Raw genomic sequence first — 21,172 nt, forward strand, 5'->3', positions numbered from 1 at the left:
CTTCAAGTATGAAGGGTATAGGCCCGCATAATCTTGCTAAAGTGGTAGCAGAAATAAAATGAGGATGACGTTCCATCCTCTAAGAACACGTTCCATACATGAAGGATGCTCAGCTATGCAATATCACCGCATTCCACACAGCTCGCTGGAAGTTAGCGAACTGGGTTTAGGAACCATGACGTTCGGGGAACAAAACAGCGAAGCTGATGCCCACGCACAACTCGATCTGGCGATTGCCAGCGGAATTAACCTGATTGATACCGCAGAAATGTATCCGGTGCCTCCTCGCCCAGAAACTCAGGGTCTGACCGAGTCCTATATTGGCAGTTGGCTAGCCAAACGCGGCAACCGTGAAAAAATTGTGCTGGCGACGAAAATCACCGGCCCTGTGCGCAACAACGACAGCGGTATTCGTCCTGAGCAAGCCCTCGACCGTAAAAACATTCGCGCCGCGCTGGATGCCAGCTTAAAGCGGCTCAATACCGACTATGTCGATCTTTACCAACTGCATTGGCCACAGCGGCCAACCAACTGTTTTGGTCAACTTGGCTACCGCTATACCGAACAGAAGCCCGCTGTCACGATCTTAGAAACCTTAGAAGCACTTTCTGAACAAGTTCGTGCAGGTAAAATTCGCTACATCGGAGTTTCTAACGAAACACCTTGGGGCGTCATGCGTTACCTACAGCTGGCAGAAAAACACGATCTACCGCGTATCGTTTCTATCCAAAATCCCTACAGTTTGCTCAATCGCAGCTTTGAAGTGGGATTAGCGGAAATCAGCCAATATGAAGGCGTTGAGCTGCTGGCCTATTCTTGTTTAGGCTTCGGCACCTTAAGCGGTAAATATCTCAACGGGGCAAAACCCGCCACAGCGCGTAACACCCTGTTTAGCCGTTTCACTCGCTACACCAGCAAGCAAACCGAAGGTGCCGTCGCTGAATACGTCGGACTGGCGAAAAAACATGGGTTAGATCCCGCGCAGATGGCATTGGCGTTTGTGCGTCAGCAGCCATTTGTGTCCAGCACTTTGCTGGGCGCAACCACGCTGGAACAGTTGAAGAGTAATATTGAAAGCAGAAATTTGGTGCTAAACGAAGATGTGTTGAAGGCTATTGATGAAATTCATAGCCGGTTTACTTATCCTGCACCGTAAGTGCTAAAACAGCCCTCCCTTTACAAGGAGGGCACATAACACCGTTTAAATTCGGCGTTTTCTACGCACCACGTCCCATCCCCAGACGCCTGCAATAGCAAGGGCAAAGACCACGCCGAAGCCCACACCGATACCCACCACTGGAACACCGATTTTCACCACCAGCGAATACAATCCCAGCATCAGCAGCATGGCGGTGTTTTCACCCAGATTCTGTACCGCGATAGCATTGCCCGCGCCTACGCTGTGCCTTCCACGTTCTTGCAGTAACGCATTTAGCGGCACCACAAAGAAGCCGCCGCAAATCCCCACCAGCACTAGCAACGCATAAGAAACCGATGGGCTACTTTGCATCGCAAACCATGCCACCACAACGCCAATCAAAACGCCCGCAGGCAGACAGCGTTTCACCGTAGTTAGCGTCACAAGTTTCGCCGCCGCCGCCGCGCCAATCACAATCCCGACCGCAACCATTGCATTCAGCAAGGTTGGCGTAGTGTTATCCGTGATATTCAGCACGACGGGAACCCACAGCACGAGCAGAAAACGCAGCGTAACGCCTGCTCCCCAGAATAAGCTGGTGCCAATCAGCGAAAAACGTGCTTCCTGATTATTCCACAGCACTCTGCACGCATTGCCGAAGATCGACACCATACGGGCAGGATTCCACGACTGAGCAGGATGCGCCGCATTCAGCTTCGGTATAAACCAGTTAGCCGCCACCGCTGCGCCATAAACCAATACACATAGCGCCAATGCTGCGGTCACATTGAGATCCGCCATCATACCGCCCGCCACCGATCCAATGAGGATCGCCGCGATCGTGGAGGCCTCCATCAACCCGTTCGCTTTTACCAACTGATCGCCACTGGTGATCTCGCCAAGAATGCCGTATTTAGCCGGAGAGTAAGCCGCTGCGCCAATGCCCACGAGGGTATATCCCAAGAACGGATTAAAGCCAAAACAGATAACCAGCGCCCCCAGCAGTTTCAGCGCATTGGCGACCATCATGACTCGGCCCTTGGAGAAGCTGTCGGCAAACTGCCCCACGAACGGGGCAAGAATGATATACGTCGCCACAAACGCCATCTGTAAAACAGGCTGACTCCAGTCGGGATAGAGCTGTTGTTTGATTACCGCAAGCGTGGCAAACAACAGCGCATTATCACCAAACGCAGAGAAAAACTGCGCCAGAATCACCGCCTTCATGCTGCGGTTTAACAGCGGCGCTGTCGGACTTACTGCATCACTCATGCTGTTTCTCCGGTTGCTGTCTCTTTGTTTTCGGCCATTTGGCGTAGGGTAACGAAATCAATTTTCCCGCTCCCTAATACCGGCAATGGTTTAAGGAAACGAATATCGCGTGGCACGGCAAGCTCTGGCACACCGCTTTCACGCGCCTGTTTTAACAAGCGGTCACGGCTTAATTCAGCATCGGTCGTAAACAACACCAGCGCTTCGCCTTTGCTGCTGTCACTACGCGACGACGCCGCATGTTCATGATCGGGAGACACTTTTAAGGCCAACTGCTCCACGCTTTCCAGCGACACCATTTCACCGGCTAACTTCGCGAAACGCTTAACGCGCCCACGGATAACGCAATAGCCTCTATCGTCTAACGTAACCACATCGCCGGTGTCATACCAACCCGCTTCCATCACGCCGTCAGCATTTTCCGCCTGCGGAACTTCCAGCACGCCTGGATTCTCAACCCGCAGATAGCCTTTCATAATATTTGGCCCGCGCAGCTGTAAACGCCCGCCCTGCTCAATGCCGGTAATCGTCATTAAACGCGCTTCCATCGATGGCAAAATTCGGCCAACGCTGCCGACCTTTGTCGACATCGGCACGTTAATCGCCACCACCGGCGCACATTCGGTCACGCCATAGCCTTCCAGAATACGAATGCCAAATTTGTCCTGCCAAACCTGCGCCGTATGTGGCGATAGCTTCTCAGCGCCAGCCACCACGTAACGCAAGCGAGCAAAATCATAAGGATGAGCAAAACGCGCGTAGTTCCCCAAGAACGTCGAGGTGCCAAACAGCACGGTACAGTTACGATCGTAGACCAGCTCCGGCACTACGCGATAATGCAGAGGACTTGGATAGAGGAAAACGCGGCTGCCGGTCATCAACGGCGTGAACAAACCAACGGTCAAACCAAAGGCATGGAACAGCGGTAAGGCCGACATAAAACGGTCTGCGGGTGTGAAATCAGCCACAGTCCGAATTTGCTCAACGTTAGCCATCAGGCTAGCGTGAGAATGCACGACGCCTTTCGGATAACCTTCAGAGCCTGAGGTAAACAGGATCAGCGCGGCATCATCCGGCTTTTGCGGTAGCATCGCGCGTTCAGGGCGCAGCAAATGTTTGATAATCCAAATTTTATCATCGCGCGTTACGGTATCTTTCAGATCTTCCAGATAGACCCAGTTAGCCTCGGTCACCTGCTCGGGCAAATGCGTCAGCTTGCCTTTTTCTAAAAACTGGCGCGACGTCACGATGGTTTTGATGTTGGCAGCCAACATGGCATTCTTCACGCCGTTAACGCCCGCGGTGTAGTTCAGCAATGCGGGAACGCGATTACGCATGGTGGCACCAATAATGGCGGCGGCGGTAATCGTTGCGTTCGGCAACAGCATACCCACATGCTCACCTTCCGTGGTGAATCGTTCGAGAATACGGCTCACGCCCAGCGATTTTTTCAATAGCGTACGGTAGCTATCTTCTTTAAAAGAGATGTCTTCGATAATCGGTTTGGAAGCGCCGTAGCGCGTCATCGCCGCCAGCAGCCCCTGATATAACGTGTGCCCCGGCTGAGAATCCATCCGCGCCTTCATCATGATGTCGTGTAAGCGTTCACCGGCTAACAAACGACGGTCGCGTGCACGCGGTGCTTCGGGCATGACTAAATGCGTTGGCGGCAAAATATGAATACTGATCTGAGGGAACCAGCGGGTTTTGAACAGCCCGCGTAGGCGACCAAACGGCGTAAACTCTGCGCCTTCAATTCGAACGGGAATTATTGCCGCACCTGAACGCGCCGCCACAAACGCGGCACCATCATAAATCTTCATCATCGAGCCGGTCACGGTGATACGCCCTTCAGGGAAAATCACCACCGGACGTCCCTGCTCAACCAAACGGATCAGATGTTTAATCGCCATCGGCTTAGTAGGATCGAGCGCCACAATATCCACATACTTGCTGATAAAACGCATATAGCGGCTATCGGCAATCGAGCTATAAACGGCAAATACAGGCCTAATGGGCAAATAAAGCGCCATCAAAACGCCGTCTAAAAATGAGACATGGTTGGGCGTTATGAGCAATTTTTCATGCTTGAAAGAGTGCTCAAGACCGGTAATTTTTATGCGGAATATTAAGCGGAACAAAGCGCGGAAAAAACGGAAAATCATGACATCTCCCTATGTTCAAAGGTTATACGCAATATGTATCACGTATATTTTCGTTGAGCATACTAAAGCCCTGATATTTTTTCAGGAAACAGATAAGAAATAATCATATTTTAAGAGTATGTAACGCACGATGAGCAGTGACGACAGGGTTGAGGCAAAAAAAAACCTACGCATCTGCGTAGGTCGGTGTAATTTATTGGCTCAGTAGCAAATGCACTGAAAAACCCACCAATCAATACCTCTGGGACGGCTAATGTAGAAGACATTCGGCTGCATCACTATGCATTTATCGCAAGATAACCATTCAAAATGCAACGATATGTAAATTACCTTTCAAACCCGAAACACCTCAGGCCAATGCATGGAAAACCGTGGGGAAAATGTGCAAAGCAGCCAACGCAGCAGCAGCTTCAAATACGCAGGGGAAGCAAAAAAAAACCTACGCATCCGCGTAGGTCGGTGTAAACATTGGCTTCAGTCACAAATGTACTGAAATCGCACCAATCAATACCTCTGGGATATTTAGGTTAAAACGTCGCTCCATTCGCTACCAGCTGTGAATCGCAACATTCGTGGGCAAAATGTAACTAGCGGTGTTATTTCTGCCGTTCTGAGACATATCACTGGAAACCGATATCGCGCAGGACTTGCGGCGGCGGGGGTTTTCCGCAACACTGGCGTGTAACCGCTTCCCCTCACTGTATTTTTGGACAATCCCATGGCTACCATAAAGGATGTTGCCAAACTCGCGGGTGTTTCCGTAGCCACGGTTTCTCGCGTTATCAATAATTCACCTAAAGCCAGCGACAGCTCACGCAATGCCGTGATGTCTGCCATGGAACAGTTGCAGTATCACCCCAATGCCAATGCCCGCGCGCTGGCTCAGCAATCGACTGAAACGATTGGCTTAATCGTATCTGACGTTTCTGACCCCTTTTTTGGCGCTATGGTCAAAGCGGTTGAACAGGTCGCCTATGCCACCGGTAACTTTTTATTAATTGGTAACGGTTACCACAACGCCGATAAAGAGCGTCAGGCCATTGAGCAACTGATCCGCCATCGCTGTGCGGCGCTGGTGGTTCACGCCAAGATGATCCCAGATGAAGAACTTGCGCATCTCATGAAGCAAATTCCGGGAATGGTGTTGATCAACCGTACATTACAGGGATTCGAAACGCGCTGTGTGGCTCTGGATGACCGCTACGGTGCTTGGCTCGCTACGCGTCACTTGATTCAGCAAGGGCACAAAAATATCGCCTGCATCTGCTCAAACCACCCTATCTCCGATGCGCACGATCGTCTGCAAGGATATTTAGATGCGTTACACGAACATCATATTCCCGTTGACGACAGGTTGATTGCCTACGGTTCACCGGATGAAATCGGTGGCGAACAGGCGATGACTGAGCTGCTTGGTCATGGCAAGGCTGTAACCGCTGTGACCTGCTATAACGATCCTATGGCGGCTGGCGCGCTATCCGTGCTAAGCGATAACAGCATCGACGTGCCAGGACAAATTTCGCTGATAGGTTTTGATGACGTGCTGATATCACGCTATCTACGCCCACGTTTAACCACGATCCGTTATCCCGTGGTCGCCATGGCGACGCAGGCAGCAGAACTGGCGCTGGCATTATCAACATCATCGCCGCTGCCAGAAACCACGAATATGTTTAGCCCAACGTTAGTATGTCGTCACTCGGTCTCTACACCGCGTTCGGTATGATAGACTCAAGGTTTTGCGGATAATGCAGAGAACGTATTCATGATTACCATGCTGGATGTATCGCGACAGGCTGGCGTCTCGAAGGCCACTGTTTCCCGAGTATTAAATAATACCGGTCAGGTTAAAGAGAGCACCCGTATTGCGGTATTTAAAGCGGTCGAAGAGTTGGGCTATCGCCCCAATCTACTGGCGCAAGCATTGGCGAATCAGACCTCCAATACGATTGGTTTAGTCATCTCTAACTTTGATGGCCCCTATTTTGGCCGATTGTTGCGCCAAGCGGCCCAACTTATTGAAGCCAGCGGTAAGCACATGATTGTTACTGATGGTCATGATACGCCTGAAGGTGAACTTGAAGCCGTTCGGCTGCTGATTGATCGCCGCTGCGATGCCATCATTCTCTATACGCGTTTTATGGAAGAACCTGCGCTTATGCAGTTAATCAATCAGCACCCTGCGCTGATGGTGATTAACCGCGATCTACCTCACGCTCGCGAGCGTTGTGTGGTCTTCGAACAACAGCAAGCAGCCAGCGAAGTGGTCAACTATCTAATTGCTCGCGGCCATCAAGATATCGCCTGTATCACCGCCCCCATCAATACCCCAACGGGGCAGTCGCGCTTAGCGGGCTATCGAGAGGCCTTAGAGCAGAATAACATTGCCTATCGCGACGATTTCATTGCCTTTAGCGATAGCAGCATCGCAGGCGGATACCACGCCTGCCGCGAGCTTCTAGAAAAGACCCCATCCTTTACCGCCCTTTTCGCCTGTAATGATGATATGGCCATCGGTGCTCTGCGCGCACTCCATCAGGCGGGAAAACGCGTTCCTGATGATGTTTCTCTGTTTGGTTTTGATGACGAACCTAGCGCGGAATATTTGCAGCCATCACTTTCTACGGTGTATTTACCTATCGATAAAATGATTTCCACCGCGATCCAGCAAGCGCTGCGCTTGAGCAATGGCGAAATCGTTGAGCCGGTAGAACCGTTTGTGGGGGAATTAAAGGTGAGGGAGTCGGTCATCAACCGCAAGTAATCGAGAGGAAAATCCCCCTCCCAACCTCCCCCTTCGCAGGGGGAGGAGCCGATCGAGATTCTTACAAACATCACCGGACAGTTCCCTCCCCAGCCAAGGGGAGGGTTAGGGTGGGGTTTTATTACCCAAACATATCGAATCAATAGTGGGGTAACCCCTTCGACACTAATGTCGAACCCTCCTCCAAGTGTCGATAGCGACACACTTCCGACACACAAAAACCGCAATAAAACACCTCACATCAATTTGAAAAATAACGATTAAATAAGAAATAAAACCTACTGGCACGTTTTGTGCTTAACAAGGAGGAATTTTACTTTTTGTAGTCTGAACCAGAGGACTGAACATGAACCGCTTTGTTATTGCGGATCCCCGATTATGTATCGGGTGCAACACCTGTATGGCCGCGTGCTCTGAAGAGCATAAGACTTATGGCCTGCAGACTGAGCCGCGTCTGGTGGTGGTTAAAGACAATCACGATTCTGTGCCTGTCATGTGCCATCACTGTGAAGACGCGCCATGCGCACAGGTTTGCCCGGTCAATGCGATTACCCATACCGACGACGCCATTCAGCTGAATGAAAGCCTGTGCGTAAGCTGCAAGCTGTGCGGTATTGCCTGCCCATTCGGTGCTATCACCATGAACGGCAGCAAGCCTTTGCACATTCCAGCCAACAGCAATACGCCAAAAGCCTTGCCTGCACCGCCAAACAAGCGCGGCATCAGCCCATTCTTAGATTGGTATCCCGGTATTCGTAGCATCGCAGTGAAATGCGATTTATGTCAGTTCAGCGAACAAGGGCCTGCCTGCGTTCGTGCCTGCCCAACTCACGCCATCATGCTAGTTGATGATAACCAACTGTCTCAGGCGAGCGCGGCCAAACGCCAAAACGCGATGGACGCAATGGATGCCGATTTGATGATGTTTAGCTCATTCTCAGAGGGGTCCGACGCACAATGAATACCGTTGAATTATTGAGTTTCGCGCTCAGCATTTATCTCATTTCAGCCATTCTGGCGTTGCTGTTAGGCACAACAGGTTCAGGCTGGATTGGCGCTCGCGTTGCAGCGCTAGGTGCATTGGTTGCGGGCGTTGCCGGAACCTTGAGTGCTTGCCAAGGGCTGGCGTTTACCCCAGAAATCGTTAGCGCTAACCTGTTTAATCACACGCCGGTGCTGTTCAGCACGCTCAACAGCCTAATGCTGCTGCTGACTTCGGTAGTAAGCCTGCTGTGCGGCATTTATGCGTTTAGCTATCTAAAGGGTTATGCCCCGAAGAAAGCCGCCCTGATTGGTTGCTTGATGAACCTGTTGAGCGCTGCCATCAGCCTGTTAGTGCTAACCGATAACGCCGTTATCTTTGTTGCACTGTTGGAGCTGATGACGCTGTTCACCGCGTTGCTAGTATGGCAGTCGCAGGATGCCAAAGCGCGTAAGGCAGCAAGCTTATATTGGCTGATGTCGCGTTTAGGCACTGTGCTTATCATCGCCGCATTCTGGATTATCTACCGTCATAGCGGCACGCTGGCGTTAAGCGAATTCCATCTGGCAAGCCTGAGCCATGGCTTAGCCTCATGGGTCTTTGTGCTGGGCTTACTGGGCTTTGGCATCGTTTCTGGTTTAGTGCCGCTTCACGGTTGGATCCCACAGGTTCACTCCAGCGCACCAAGCCATGCAGCCACGCTGATTTCTTCCGTGATGCTGAAAGTCGGTCTGTTTGGTTTACTGAAACTGAGCATAGACTGGCTAGGTATGCCGCAGCTGTGGTGGGGCGCCGCATTAATGATCGTCGGAGCGCTAACCGCCTTTATCGGTGGTTTGTACGCGCTGATGGAGCACGATATCAAGCGCCTGTTGGCTTATCACACCGTAGAAAACATCGGCATTATTCTGCTGGGTCTTTCCGCCTGTGTGCTCGGTTTAGCGCTGGGTAAACCTACGCTGGCGGTACTCGGTTTGATGGCTGGCCTGTTCCATATGGTTAACCACACACTGTTTAAAGGCGTGCTGTTCCTCGGTGCCGGAGCGGTTATCCGCAGCACCGGCGCGAAGGATATCGAGAAACTGGGCGGCGTTGCTCGTCGTATGCCGTTAACCGCGACTGCGATGTTAATTGGCCTGATGTCAATGGCGGCACTTCCCCCGCTTAATGGCTTCGTCAGCGAATGGTTTACCTACCAATCCCTATTCTCTCTGAGCCACTCTTCCGCGGTGAGCATGCGAATTATCGCTCCGCTGATAATGGTAGTTCTGGCCATCACCGGTGCGCTCGCCGTGATGTGTGTAGCGAAAATCTTCGGCGTCACGTTCCTCGGCGCACCACGCAGTGAAGGTGCAGCCAATGCGGGCTGCGCGCCCGCTTCCATGCTTTTCTCTCCGGTATTGTTAGCGATTGGCTGTTTGGCATTTGGTATCGGCGCACCTTGGGTTCTGCCATATATGCTGCAAATGGCAGCAGGCTCTCTGGGCTTGATGCTCGATCCACATCAGATGACACAGGGCGCGGTGATGATTTCCGGCACCACCAATACCACCCTGCTTTCAACACCGATGATCGCCATTTTGATGCTGGCCTTCCCGATTCTGCCAATGCTGCTCGTGGGTATGTACAAAAACTCACGCCTACCACGCCGTAGCCACGGCGATGCATGGGCCTGCGGTTATGGCCACGAAGCGGAAATGGTGGTTACGGCAACCGGCTTCGCTCAGCCTTTGCGCGTGATGTTTGCCCCGATCTATCGCCTACGTAAAGTTTGCAACCCCGCACCTCTGTTCGGTGGTCTGCTGCGTGACGGTGCAATGCGCGTTTATCCAGCGTTAGCGGTGATTGAACTCGCCCTGCTGCTAGTGGCGATTTTCGCCTGAGGAGAATGACATGAGTTCGCTTTCTATCCTTGCGCTGGCGTTGATTCAGGCTTTAGCCCTGTTGGCGCTGGCTCCGTTGTTTAGCGGAATTTCCCGCGTGCTGCGTGCCAAAATACACAGCCGCAGCGGCCCTGATATTTTTCAGGATTACCGCGATATTTTTAAACTGTTTAGACGACAAAATATTTCTCCAGCGGCTTCAGGCGTGTTTTTCCAGATGATGCCTTATGTGATGGTTGGCACCATGCTCACCATCGCGACTGCCCTGCCGATTGTCACCATTATCAGTCCGCTATCGCCAATAGGTGATTTGATTACCGTGGTGTATTTGTTTGCCGTCGCCCGTTTCTTCTTTGCGATTGCAGGCTTAGACACCGGAAGCACCTTCACCGGTATCGGCGCTAGCCGTGAATCCATGCTGGGCATTTTAGTTGAACCGATTCTAATGCTAGGCCTTTGGGTTGCAGCACTACTGGCAGGTTCAACAAATCTGGGTGTGATGAGTTTCCACGTACTGAACTGGGACGTGAATTCCTCACTGGCTCTGGTGTTAGCCCTTCTGGCCTGTGCATTTGCCACCTTCATCGAAATGGGCAAACTGCCTTTCGATATGGCCGAAGCCGAACAAGAATTGCAGGAAGGCCCGTTGACCGAATATTCCGGCTCGGCGTTTGCCGTGCTGAAATTAGGCATCAGCCTTAAGCAGTTAGTTGTTCTGCAACTCTTCATCGGCGTTTTTGTCCCTTGGGGCCAAATGGCCACTTTCAGCGCGGGTGCTTTGGTTCTGGCGATCGTGGTTGCCTTTATCAAACTGCTGGTTGGGATTGCCCTCATCGCCCTGTTTGAAAACAGCGTTGCCCGTTTGCGCTTCCTGAAAACGTCTTACACCACTTGGGCCGGTTTCGGTCTGGCGGCAATGGCGTTCTTATCATGGTTAATTGCGTGAGGCCGGTTATGACAACCTTCACTCACCTACTCACTATTTCACCCTCTCAGCTTACGGGGCATCACGGTTTATGAATCAGCAAAAAACAGGTCAACATTACATTCAGGAGCTGCGTCAGCAGTTCCCTTCAGCGATTCTGGACGAAAGCTGGCAGACAGACACTCAGGCAACCATCACCATTAAAACCAATATGTTGCCGGAAGTGGTTGAGTTTCTGTATTACAAACAAGGCGGTTGGTTATCGGTTCTGTTCGGCAATGACGAACGTCCACTGTGCGGCAGCTATGCGGTTTACTACGTGCTCTCCATGGAAACCGGCACCAAATGTTGGATCACCGTAAAAGCGCTGGTCGATGAGAGAACGCTGGAGTTCCCGTCTGTTACCCCTCGCGTACCGGCTGCCGTTTGGGGCGAACGCGAAGTGCGTGATATGTACGGTTTAATCCCGGTTGGATTACCCGATGAGCGCCGTCTGGTGCTGCCAGATGATTGGCCAGATGAGCTGTATCCGCTGCGCAAAGACTCAATGGACTATCGTCAGCGTCCGGCGCCAACCACCGACGTTGAAACCTATCCGTTCATCAACGAAAGCAAAAGTGGCAAAATTGTCCCTATCGGGCCGCTGCACATCACCTCTGACGAACCGGGTCATTTCCGCTTGTTCGTTGACGGTGAAGATATCGTAGATGCCGATTATCGTCTTTTCTACGTCCATCGCGGCATGGAAAAGCTGGCTGAAACCCGCATGGGTTATAACGAAGTGACCTTCTTGTCTGACCGTGTTTGCGGCATCTGTGGCTTTGCGCACAGCACCGCGTATACCTCTTCAGTAGAAAACGCGATGGGCATTCAGGTTCCTGAACGTGCACAGGCTATACGTTCTATTCTGTTGGAAGTCGAACGTTTACACAGCCATCTGCTGAACCTCGGTTTATCGTGCCACTTCGTCGGCTTTGACTCTGGCTTTATGCAGTTCTTCCGCGTGCGTGAAAAATCCATGAAAATGGCTGAAATCCTCACCGGCGCACGTAAAACCTACGGTCTGAATTTGATCGGCGGCATCCGTCGCGATCTGCTGAAAGATGACATGATCCAAACCCGCAAGCTGGCCGCTGAAATGCGTGCCGAAGTGAAAACGCTGGTTGATATCCTGTTCAGCACGCCAAATATGGAACAGCGCACCGTTGGCGTGGGTCGTTTAGATCCACAAATCGCACGTGATTTCAGCAACGTCGGCCCAATGATCCGCGCAAGTGGCCATGCTCGTGATACCCGCGTGGATCATCCATTTGCGGGTTACGATCTGCTGCCAATGGAAATTCACACGGAAACCGGCTGCGACGTTATTTCCCGCGTCAAAGTTCGCGTCAACGAAGTCTTCACCGCGCTGAATATGATCGACTTCGGTTTAGATAATTTGCCGGGTGGCCCGCTGGCCGTTGAAGGCTTCACCTATATTCCAAACCGTTTCGCACTGGGCTTCTCTGAAGCACCACGCGGCGATGATATTCACTGGTCGATGACCGGTGATAACCAGAAACTCTATCGCTGGCGCTGCCGTGCGGCCACCTACTCTAACTGGCCAACGCTACGCTACATGCTGCGAGGCAACACGGTATCCGATGCACCATTAATCATCGGCAGCCTTGACCCTTGCTACTCCTGTACCGACCGCGTAACGCTGGTCGACGTGCGTAAACGCAAGTCCGTTACCGTGCCGTACAAAGAAATCGAGCGCTATGGTCTGGAACGCAAAGACTCACCGCTGAAGTAAGGTCAGGAGAATACCCATGCTGAAATTATTAAAAACGGCGTTTAAGCATCGCAATGCGACGGTGGCTTATCCCGCTAAGCCAATGCAGGTTGATCCGAACTTTCGCGGTAAGCCTGAATACAATCCAGAGCAGTGCATCGCCTGTGGCGCATGCACTGCCGCTTGTCCAGCCAATGCGTTAACCATGGAAACCGATGCGCGTGAAGGTACGCGCACTTGGGCATTACATCTCGGCCGCTGCATTTTCTGCGCGCGCTGTGAAGAAGTATGCCCAACCGCGGCGATCAAGCTGTCACAAGAGTTTGAAATGGCGGTATGGAACAAAAGCGATCTGTTCCAAACTGCGGAGTTCAAAGTCTGCAACTGCGTTGAATGTGGTGCGCCTTACGCGGCACAAAAAGAGATCGACTACGCCATGGCATTACTGGTTCAGGCAGGCAATTTAACGGAAGAGCAGGCCGAAGAGCGCCGCTCACAGTTTGAAACTTGCCCCAACTGTAAACGTAAAAATAACATTACCCACTCAGCGCGTATCACGCTGGGACGTCACCTGACACAGGAGGCGGCACAATGAGCCAAATCATTACTCAACAGCCAGCCAACGGCTCACCGATTATCGGTCCACGCGACGCCAACGGTTTACCGGTACCTATCACCGTCGATGAGCAGATTGCGAAACTCAAAAGCACGCTGCTGAAGGATATTCGTCGCTCAGCCTACGTTTACCGCGTGGACTGCGGCGGCTGTAACGGCTGCGAAATCGAAATCTTCTCTGCGCTAACGCCGTTATTTGATACCGAACGCTTTGGGATCAAGGTCGTTCCTTCTCCACGTCATGCTGACATTCTGCTGTTTACCGGCGCGGTGACCCGTTCAATGCGTATTCCAGCGATCCGTGCGTATGAATCTGCACCGGATCCAAAAATTGTGATCTCCTACGGTGCCTGCGGTTGCAGCGGTGGGATCTTCCACGATTTATACTGCGTTTGGGGCGGCACGGACAAAATTGTTCCGGTTGACGTTTACATCCCAGGTTGCCCGCCAACTCCTGCTGCGACCATTTATGGCTTTGCCATGGCGCTGGGTTTGCTCGATCAAAAACTGAAAGGCGAACACCACCAGCAAGCTGAAGATGAGCAGGCCGCTATCTTGCATCCGGCTATTCCACAACAACTGCGCGTCATGATCGATCGTGAAGCACGCCGTATGTCGGGTTATCGCTATGGCCGCCAGATCGCCGATAAGTTTATGGATCTTCTTGCCCAGCAAAACGATCTCACCGTTGAAGCACGCGTAGCGCAGTTTTTAGCGCACGAAAATGATCCTCGCCTAACCGAGATCATCTCTCGCCTACAGGCGGTGTGCCATGATGCTGCTCGCGGAGGTAATTTCTAATGACTGACCACGCCCGTAATCAGCCTTATCACGAACAAGATCCGATGGTTGTGTTCTACTCCCTTAGCCGTAAGTTCGTGCAAAAAAAGGAAGATGAGGACAGAACCCCGCAGGAAGCGAAAGAAGTTATCTATTACAGCCTCGCGATTGGCCATCACCTTGGGGTGATCGACTGCCTGAAAACCTGTTTGGAATGTCCGCTGACGGGTTATCGGGCGTGGGTAGCCAAGCTACCGGAAGAGAGTACGGCACGCCGCAAACTGGAAGGACTTCCGCGCTACGGCGAAATCTGTATCGATAGCACGCATACACATTTGCTGGCCTGCGCTTTAGATAAAGCGCGTCCGCAGATGAATGAGCAAGAACAGACATGGACAGACGCACTGATCGCTGCGCTGCAGATGATCGAAAATGAACCCGCAATCTATCTGATGGTGAAAAGACGCGATGGCTAGTTTTTTAGAAGATAGTGCTCACCCCGTTAAGAATCTATTGTTATGCGTTGGCAACAGCATGATGGGTGACGATGGCGCTGGGCCATTGTTAGCCGAAAAGGTCACCGACCATCCGATAGCCGGTTGGGCCGTCATCGACGGAGGCACGTCGCCGGAAAGCTACTCCCACGCGATCCGCGAGATGAAACCAGAGCGTTTGATCATCGTCGATGCCACCGAAATGGGATTAGAACCCGGCGAGATCCGCATCATCGACGAAAAAGATATTGCCGAGCTGTTTATCGTCACCACACATAACCTGCCGCTGAGCTATTTGATCGAGCAACTGCGTGAAGATGTACCGGATATCACCTTTGTGGGTATCCAGCCCGCTATCGTCGCATTTTACGCCCCGATGATGCAGCCCGTGAAAGACGCCGTCGAAACAGTCTATCAGCGCTTGAATAACTGGGGCGATCAGGGCGGATTTGAACTGCTGGTGGCCTATGAAGATGAGTTTGGGGTGAGTAGCCAGAGCTGATTTTTATTTCCACAACGTCCCCCCGCCCCTGAACACTTCGCTTGATCTGCCCCTCCCCCTGAAAAGGGGGAGGCTGGGAGGGGGGATCTCACTTCGACAAAACTGTCGAACTCGTCACCGCTTTGATGATGTCGATCAGCACGTCTCTATCCCCTGAGCCCTTATAGTTCAATGCATTAGCCATCACCCACAAGGGGTATAAAACTGGCACAGTACATGCATATAAATAAGATGAATAAACATTAAATAGCGCTCGGCTTGCTGAGCGGTATGTATACGAGCCGGATTGTGTCCCTTCCGGCCGCATAAAATAGGAGCAATGTTGATGAAGAAAGTCATCACGGTCTGCCCTTATTGCGCATCAGGTTGCAAAATTAATCTGGTGGTCGATAACGGTAGAATCATTCGCGCTGAGGGTGCGAATGGCGTGACGAACCAAGGCGAGCTGTGCCTGAAAGGGTATTACGGCTGGGATTTTATCCACGATACTAAAATCCTGACTCCGCGCTTGAAGTCACCAATGATCCGCCGTGAACGCGGTGGGAAGCTAGAAAACGTCTCATGGGAAGAAGCGATTGAATTCGCAAGCTCCCGCCTGCTGGCTGTAAAAGAAAAATACGGCCCAGATGCCATCATGACCACCGGTTCTTCCCGTGGTCCTGGTAACGAAACTAACTATGTGATGCAAAAATTTGCTCGCGCAACCATCGGTACTAACAATATCGACTGTTGCGCGCGCGTCTGACACGGCCCTTCGGTTGCAGGTCTGCAGCGATCGGTCGGTAACGGCGCCATGAGTAACTCAATCGTTGAGATTGAAGATACCCAATGCATTTTTGTCTTCGGTTATAACGCCGCAGACTCCCACCCTATCGTGGCTCGCCGTATTATTAAGGCGAAAGCGAAAGGGGCTAAAATTATTGTTTGCGACCCGCGTTTCATCGAAACCGCGCGCATCGCCGACATTCATGTTCCGCTTAAAAACGGTTCTAACATCGCACTGCTGAATGCGCTGGCTCACGTCATCATTGAAGAAAATCTTCACGACCGTGAATTCATCCAACAGCATACCGAAGAGTTTGAAACCTTCCGCGATCTGGTCTTGCCATATACGCCAGAATCGGTTGAAGAAACCACCGGTATCAGCGCGCAGATGATCCGTGAAACCGCACGTATGTATGCCAAGGCACCAACGGCAACCATTCTGTGGGGCATGGGCGTTACCCAGTTCTATCAGGGTGTCGAAACCGTTCGTACTCTTACCAGCCTGGCGCTGCTGACCGGCAACTTAGGTAAAGCACACGTGGGTGTGGGTCCTGTTCGTGGTCAAAATAACGTTCAGGGCGCTTGCGATATGGGTGCGCTGCCAAATACTTATCCGGGCTATCAGTATGTTACTGATGAAGCCGCTCGCGAGAAGTTTGCCAAGGCGTGGGGCGTTCCTTCCCTGCCAGCCCATATCGGCCATGCGCTGAGCGAAGTGCCGCATAACATCGACCATGGTTTGATCAAAGCGCACTACGTCATGGGTGAAGATCCATTACAGACCGAGCCGGATCTGGCAACGATCCGTCGTACCTTTGAGAAGCTGGATATTCTGATCGTTCAGGATATCTTTATGACCAAAACCGCCGCCATTGCAGACGTCGTATTCCCTGCAACGTCGTGGGGTGAGCATGAAGGTGTTTACACCGCAGCCGACCGCGGTTTCCAGCGATTCTACAAAGCCGTAGAGCCAGTGGGTGACGTTAAACGCGACTGGGAGATCATTAGCCTGATGTCCACCGCGATGGGTTACCCAATGCACTACAACAATACGCAGGAAATCTGGGACGAACTTCGCGAGCTGTGCCCGATCTACTACGGCGCGACCTATGAAAAAATGGCCGATCTGGCCTACATTCAATGGCCATGCCCAACGCTCGAAAGCCCAGGAACGTCTTACCTGTATGAAGGCGGTAATTTCGATACCCCTAACGGTAAGGGCCAGTTCTATACCTGTGAATGGCGTCCGCCGATTGATAAAGTCAGCGACGAATTCCCAATGGTATTGGCTACCGTGCGTGAAGTGGGTCACTACAGCTGCCGCTCTATGACCGGTAACTGTAAGGCACTGGCTGCACTGGCAGACGAACCTGGCTTTATCCAAATCAATACTGAAGACGCCGCACGCTTTGGCATTCGCGATCAGGAACTGGTTTGGGTGCGTTCACGTCAGGGCAAAGTCATTACCCGCGCCAACGTGAGCAACCGTCCAAACAAAGGTGCGGTCTATATGACGTATCAATGGTGGATCGGTGCCTGTAACGAACTGGTTGCTGAAAACCTGAGTCCAATTACCAAAACGCCAGAGTACAAATACTGTGCCGTCGCGGTAGATGCGATCAAGGATCAGGAAGAAGCCGAACAGTACGTCGTTCGCGAATACGACAATATCAAACGTCGTCTGCGAGAAACCGCGGAAGGTTAGAGGTAGGTCGTTAAATATAAATGCCCCGTATTGTTTTCGGCAATGCGGGGATTTTTTATCATCTTGGATTCTCATTTTAAGAACGCTAACGTCCATGAGTTCAGAAACCTAAAGTCTCAATCCCGCCTTTTTATCAAATCAACACGTCCATTATCACCGCCAAGATCAACGAGTGAGATCTCCATTCCAACGATAATGTTGCCGATGTCGTGTCGCGCAAATTATTCGACACTTATGTCGAATTCCCCTGTCGAGCAGGCAATTCAACGCGCTATTTTTTGAGTTTAAAAAATAAGATTAGAAAGCAACCCGCTAATTTAAAACAAAAAAACACCCACAGATATACAGTTGGCATGATGTGTGCTTACTAGTACCGATAAGCAATCTGAGCATAGGCAGGTTCTTTCTGCCTCACTAAATATAATGAGAAATCAGGAGTTAATTGATGAACCGGTTCGTCATTGCAGATCCTAAAAAATGTATCGGCTGCCGCACCTGTGAAGTCGCCTGCGTCATGGCTCACCGTGAAGACAGCGAACTTCACAACCTGTCCAAAGACAACTTCACCCCGCGCATTCACGTTATTAAAGGGGAAAACGTCAGTACAGCGATCCTGTGTCGCCAGTGCGAAGATGCCCCTTGTGCCAACGTTTGCCCAAACGGTGCCATTACTCGCCAAAAAGACTTTATCTATGTGTCACAGGAAAAATGTATCGGCTGCAAAACCTGCGTAGTTGCTTGCCCATACGGCACCATGGAAGTCATCACTTCTCCGGTCGTTCGTCAAAACGGCGCCTCTGCCATGATGGTTTCCTCTAAGGCTGAAGCCAACAAATGCGACCTGTGCCACAACCGCGCTAATGGCCCTGCGTGCGTTGAAACCTGTCCAACCAATGCATTAAAGCTTATCGACCGCAATGCTATGCAAGACATGATCAATGAAAAACGCCGTCGTGCAGCGCTCGATACCACGATCGATTTCATGTTCTAACGGTTTCACATTTTAACGCTTTCATCTCATGCAGTTTTAAATCCTATTGATTGAAGTTGCCGTTTACTTGCAGCGACTTCAAAACCAAAAGGCTTGATTAACAACCATTCATTATCCCCGGTTCGGGGTAAGGTCTCGTTATGAATTCACCTACAGTGAATAACTCAATCGTTGTCAATAATCTCGACGTTGTGAAAAGTAAAGTCGTCACCGTCTGCCCCTACTGCGGCGCAGGATGCAAAATCAACCTTTGTGTTGAAAACGGTAAAATAGTCCGTGCCGAAGGCGCAAACGGCGTCACCAATCAGGGTGAGCTTTGTCTGAAGGGCTATTTTGGCTGGGATTTTCTCAACGATACAAAACTGCTAACGCCGCGCTTAAATGAGCCAATGATCCGCCGAGAGAAAGGCGGAAAATTTGAAGTGGTCTCTTGGGATGAAGCCATCAGCTATACCGCGCAGCGCCTAAAAGAAATCAAACAAAAATACGGCGCGAAGTCGATCATGCATACCGGCTCCTCACGTGGAACAGGTAATGAAACCAACTATGTGATGCAGAAGTTTGCTCGCGCAGTCACCGGTAATAACAACGTTGACTGCTGTGCGCGTGTCTGCCACGGCCCGTCGGTTGCTGGCTTGCAACAAACGCTGGGCAACGGTGCCATGAGCAACTCCATCACCGATATCGAAAACTCCAAATGCCTGCTGGTCTTTGGCTATAACTGCGCAGATTCCCACCCTATCGTGGCGCGTCGCGTGATTAAGGCCAAAGAAAAAGGTGCCAAAATCATCGTTTGCGATCCACGAAAAATAGAAACGGCACGCATTGCCGATCAGCATCTGCAAATGAACAATGGCACCAATATGGCGCTAGTGAATGCCTTTGCCCACGTCCTGATTGAAGAAAATCTTTACGACAAAAGCTACGTGGCTAATTTCACCGAAGGCTTCGAGGAGTATCGCAAAATCGTTGCCGACTACAGCCCTGAAGCCGTCGAAAAACTGGTTGGCGTTCCCGCTGAAGATATTCGCCAAGCCATGCGCACCTATGCAGCGGCACCTTCCGCCACCATTATGTGGGGGATGGGCGTCACTCAGTTTGGTCAAGCCGTTGACGTGGTGAAAGGCCTATCCGGTTTAGCGTTACTGACCGGCAATTTAGGCCGTCCTGACGTGGGCGTTGGCCCTGTACGTGGTCAAAACAACGTACAAGGGGCCTGTGATATGGGCGTATTGCCTAACGAATTCCCAGGCTATCAGTCAGTGACAAACCCAGAAATTCGCGCCAAATTTGCCAAAGCATGGGGCATCAATGCCGACGATATGGACCCTAACGTCGGCTATCGCATTACTGAAGTGCCGCACTTAGCTCTTGAAGGCAAAGTCAAAGCCTACTACATCATGGGCGAAGATCCCCTGCAAACCGAAGCCGACTTAGGCCTCGTGCGCAAAGGCTTTGACGCCTTAGAGTTTGTGGTGGTGCAAGACATCTTCATGACCAAAACCGCTGAGCAAGCCGACGTTATTTTACCGGCCACCAGCTGGGGCGAACACGGCGGGATCTTCTCCTGCGCCGACCGCGGATTCCAACGTTTCGGAAAAGCCATCGAGCCGAAAGGCAACGTTAAACGTGACTGGGAAATTATCAGTCTGCTGGCCACCGAGATGGGCTATCCGATGCATTACAACAGCAACGAAGAAATCTGGGATGAACTGCGCGAGCTGTGCCCGCTGTATTACGGCGCAACCTACGAGAAAATTGGGGAAATGGGACACGTACAGTGGCCATGCCCAACGCTCGATCACCCTGGCACGCCTTATCTGTATAAAGACAACCATTTCGATACCCCAACAGGAAAAGGTCAACTGTTCGCAACCGCGTGGCGTGCTCCGGCTGAGATCCCAGACGAAGAGTTCCCTCTGGTGTTGTGTACCGTGCGTGAAGTAGGACATTACTCATGTCGCTCCATGACCGGTAACTGTGCCGCGCTGCAAACATTGGCCGATGAACCGGGTTTTGTACAGATGCATCCTGAAGACGCTCAGCGTATGGGAATTTGCGATCAGCAAATCCTGTGGGTTGAATCCCGCCGTGGCAAAGTGATCTCGCGCTGTAACTACAACGAACGCATCAATAAAGGTGCCGTTTACATGACGTATCAGTGGTGGATTGGTGCGTGCAACGAGCTGACTCAGGATAATCTGGACCCCGTCTCTAAAACGCCAGAAACCAAATACTGTGCGGTACGCGTTGAGCCTATTATCGATCAGGATTGGGCGGAGAATTACGCCTCTCAGACCTATAACGAAATGAAATCGCGCCTGCGTCATCATGTTGAAGACGCTGAACGCATGATGGTTCATGCCTAATCGTTAGCACTTTTACTGTCACCTCTCTCTTTATGGGAGAGGTGAGGG

The 21,172-nt window shown here is 51.5% G+C and carries 16 protein-coding genes; 14 read left to right on the forward strand and 2 right to left on the reverse strand.

Going from position 1 to position 21,172, the window contains the following annotated elements; translation table 11 throughout:
* Nucleotides 1-115: 115 nt before the first annotated feature.
* On the forward strand, nucleotides 116-1,156 hold the full coding sequence (locus RSC70_RS07600) for an NADP(H)-dependent aldo-keto reductase (RefSeq protein ID WP_332542144.1): 1,041 nt from the start codon (nucleotides 116-118) through the stop codon (nucleotides 1,154-1,156).
* A 45-nt stretch (nucleotides 1,157-1,201) separates the two neighbouring features.
* Here RSC70_RS07600 and lplT read toward each other — a convergent pair whose 3' ends face one another.
* Both lplT and aas read right to left on the reverse strand, forming a co-directional pair.
* Complete coding sequence (gene lplT, locus RSC70_RS07605; protein WP_040045193.1) at nucleotides 1,202-2,410, reverse strand: lysophospholipid transporter LplT; 1,209 nt, start codon at nucleotides 2,408-2,410, stop codon at nucleotides 1,202-1,204.
* Nucleotides 2,407-4,575 (reverse strand): bifunctional acyl-ACP--phospholipid O-acyltransferase/long-chain-fatty-acid--ACP ligase, encoded by a 2,169-nt coding sequence (gene aas, locus RSC70_RS07610; RefSeq protein ID WP_332542145.1) that lies wholly within the window; start codon nucleotides 4,573-4,575, stop codon nucleotides 2,407-2,409. Before aas ends, lplT begins: the two co-directional genes overlap by 4 nt.
* A 718-nt stretch (nucleotides 4,576-5,293) precedes the next feature.
* Between aas and galR the strand changes: the two genes are divergently transcribed.
* From galR to fdhF (RSC70_RS07675), 13 genes are all read left to right on the forward strand, one after another.
* Nucleotides 5,294-6,301 (forward strand): HTH-type transcriptional regulator GalR, encoded by a 1,008-nt coding sequence (gene galR, locus RSC70_RS07615; RefSeq protein WP_040045195.1) that lies wholly within the window; start codon nucleotides 5,294-5,296, stop codon nucleotides 6,299-6,301.
* 39 nt (nucleotides 6,302-6,340) lie between these two features.
* Nucleotides 6,341-7,339, forward strand: coding sequence for a LacI family DNA-binding transcriptional regulator (locus RSC70_RS07620; protein ID WP_332542146.1), 999 nt, complete (start codon nucleotides 6,341-6,343; stop codon nucleotides 7,337-7,339).
* Between the two features lie 346 nt (nucleotides 7,340-7,685).
* Nucleotides 7,686-8,300, forward strand: a complete 615-nt coding sequence (locus RSC70_RS07625; RefSeq protein ID WP_025801574.1) for a 4Fe-4S dicluster domain-containing protein — start codon at nucleotides 7,686-7,688, stop codon at nucleotides 8,298-8,300.
* Complete coding sequence (locus tag RSC70_RS07630; protein WP_332542147.1) at nucleotides 8,297-10,204, forward strand: proton-conducting transporter transmembrane domain-containing protein; 1,908 nt, start codon at nucleotides 8,297-8,299, stop codon at nucleotides 10,202-10,204. The genes RSC70_RS07625 and RSC70_RS07630 overlap by 4 nt, the downstream gene beginning before the upstream one ends.
* A 10-nt stretch (nucleotides 10,205-10,214) precedes the next feature.
* Complete coding sequence (locus RSC70_RS07635; RefSeq protein ID WP_115103640.1) at nucleotides 10,215-11,150, forward strand: respiratory chain complex I subunit 1 family protein; 936 nt, start codon at nucleotides 10,215-10,217, stop codon at nucleotides 11,148-11,150.
* Between the two features lie 70 nt (nucleotides 11,151-11,220).
* The gene (locus RSC70_RS07640; RefSeq protein WP_025801577.1) at nucleotides 11,221-12,924 is read left to right on the forward strand and encodes a hydrogenase large subunit; all 1,704 of its coding nucleotides are present in this window, start codon (nucleotides 11,221-11,223) and stop codon (nucleotides 12,922-12,924) included.
* Nucleotides 12,925-12,940: 16 nt separating this feature from the next.
* On the forward strand, nucleotides 12,941-13,498 hold the full coding sequence (locus tag RSC70_RS07645; protein WP_025801578.1) for a formate hydrogenlyase complex iron-sulfur subunit: 558 nt from the start codon (nucleotides 12,941-12,943) through the stop codon (nucleotides 13,496-13,498).
* Entirely contained in the window at nucleotides 13,495-14,319 is an 825-nt protein-coding gene (locus RSC70_RS07650; protein WP_025801579.1) for an NADH-quinone oxidoreductase subunit B family protein, read from the forward strand. The genes RSC70_RS07645 and RSC70_RS07650 overlap by 4 nt, the downstream gene beginning before the upstream one ends.
* Nucleotides 14,319-14,774, forward strand: coding sequence for a formate hydrogenlyase maturation HycH family protein (locus RSC70_RS07655; RefSeq protein WP_025801580.1), 456 nt, complete (start codon nucleotides 14,319-14,321; stop codon nucleotides 14,772-14,774). The genes RSC70_RS07650 and RSC70_RS07655 overlap by 1 nt, the downstream gene beginning before the upstream one ends.
* Nucleotides 14,767-15,294 carry a hydrogenase maturation peptidase HycI gene (gene hycI / locus RSC70_RS07660; RefSeq protein ID WP_332542148.1) on the forward strand — a complete coding sequence of 176 codons (528 nt, stop codon included), beginning with the start codon at nucleotides 14,767-14,769 and terminating at the stop codon, nucleotides 15,292-15,294. Before RSC70_RS07655 ends, hycI begins: the two co-directional genes overlap by 8 nt.
* A 325-nt stretch (nucleotides 15,295-15,619) precedes the next feature.
* Complete coding sequence (gene fdhF, locus RSC70_RS07665; RefSeq protein ID WP_081250252.1) at nucleotides 15,620-17,764, forward strand: formate dehydrogenase subunit alpha; 2,145 nt, start codon at nucleotides 15,620-15,622, stop codon at nucleotides 17,762-17,764.
* Nucleotides 17,765-18,209: 445 nt separating this feature from the next.
* The gene (gene hydN / locus RSC70_RS07670) at nucleotides 18,210-18,755 is read left to right on the forward strand and encodes an electron transport protein HydN (RefSeq protein WP_234618831.1); all 546 of its coding nucleotides are present in this window, start codon (nucleotides 18,210-18,212) and stop codon (nucleotides 18,753-18,755) included.
* Between the two features lie 140 nt (nucleotides 18,756-18,895).
* The gene (gene fdhF / locus RSC70_RS07675) at nucleotides 18,896-21,124 is read left to right on the forward strand and encodes a formate dehydrogenase subunit alpha (RefSeq protein WP_332542149.1); all 2,229 of its coding nucleotides are present in this window, start codon (nucleotides 18,896-18,898) and stop codon (nucleotides 21,122-21,124) included.
* Nucleotides 21,125-21,172: the final 48 nt, after the last annotated feature.

The sequence above is a fragment of the Hafnia sp. genome (assembly GCF_036648275.1).
In the GTDB taxonomy this organism is placed as follows: domain Bacteria; phylum Pseudomonadota; class Gammaproteobacteria; order Enterobacterales; family Enterobacteriaceae; genus Hafnia; species Hafnia alvei.

Coding starts and splice junctions, on each gene's coding strand:
- RSC70_RS07600 (WP_332542144.1), top strand. CDS start 116: ATGCAATATCACCGCATTCCACACAGCTCGCTGGAAGTTAGCGAACTG.
- lplT (WP_040045193.1), bottom strand. CDS start 2,410: ATGAGTGATGCAGTAAGTCCGACAGCGCCGCTGTTAAACCGCAGCATG.
- aas (WP_332542145.1), bottom strand. CDS start 4,575: ATGATTTTCCGTTTTTTCCGCGCTTTGTTCCGCTTAATATTCCGCATA.
- galR (WP_040045195.1), top strand. CDS start 5,294: ATGGCTACCATAAAGGATGTTGCCAAACTCGCGGGTGTTTCCGTAGCC.
- RSC70_RS07620 (WP_332542146.1), top strand. CDS start 6,341: ATGATTACCATGCTGGATGTATCGCGACAGGCTGGCGTCTCGAAGGCC.
- RSC70_RS07625 (WP_025801574.1), top strand. CDS start 7,686: ATGAACCGCTTTGTTATTGCGGATCCCCGATTATGTATCGGGTGCAAC.
- RSC70_RS07630 (WP_332542147.1), top strand. CDS start 8,297: ATGAATACCGTTGAATTATTGAGTTTCGCGCTCAGCATTTATCTCATT.
- RSC70_RS07635 (WP_115103640.1), top strand. CDS start 10,215: ATGAGTTCGCTTTCTATCCTTGCGCTGGCGTTGATTCAGGCTTTAGCC.
- RSC70_RS07640 (WP_025801577.1), top strand. CDS start 11,221: ATGAATCAGCAAAAAACAGGTCAACATTACATTCAGGAGCTGCGTCAG.
- RSC70_RS07645 (WP_025801578.1), top strand. CDS start 12,941: ATGCTGAAATTATTAAAAACGGCGTTTAAGCATCGCAATGCGACGGTG.
- RSC70_RS07650 (WP_025801579.1), top strand. CDS start 13,495: ATGAGCCAAATCATTACTCAACAGCCAGCCAACGGCTCACCGATTATC.
- RSC70_RS07655 (WP_025801580.1), top strand. CDS start 14,319: ATGACTGACCACGCCCGTAATCAGCCTTATCACGAACAAGATCCGATG.
- hycI (WP_332542148.1), top strand. CDS start 14,767: ATGGCTAGTTTTTTAGAAGATAGTGCTCACCCCGTTAAGAATCTATTG.
- hydN (WP_234618831.1), top strand. CDS start 18,210: ATGAACCGGTTCGTCATTGCAGATCCTAAAAAATGTATCGGCTGCCGC.
- fdhF (WP_332542149.1), top strand. CDS start 18,896: ATGAATTCACCTACAGTGAATAACTCAATCGTTGTCAATAATCTCGAC.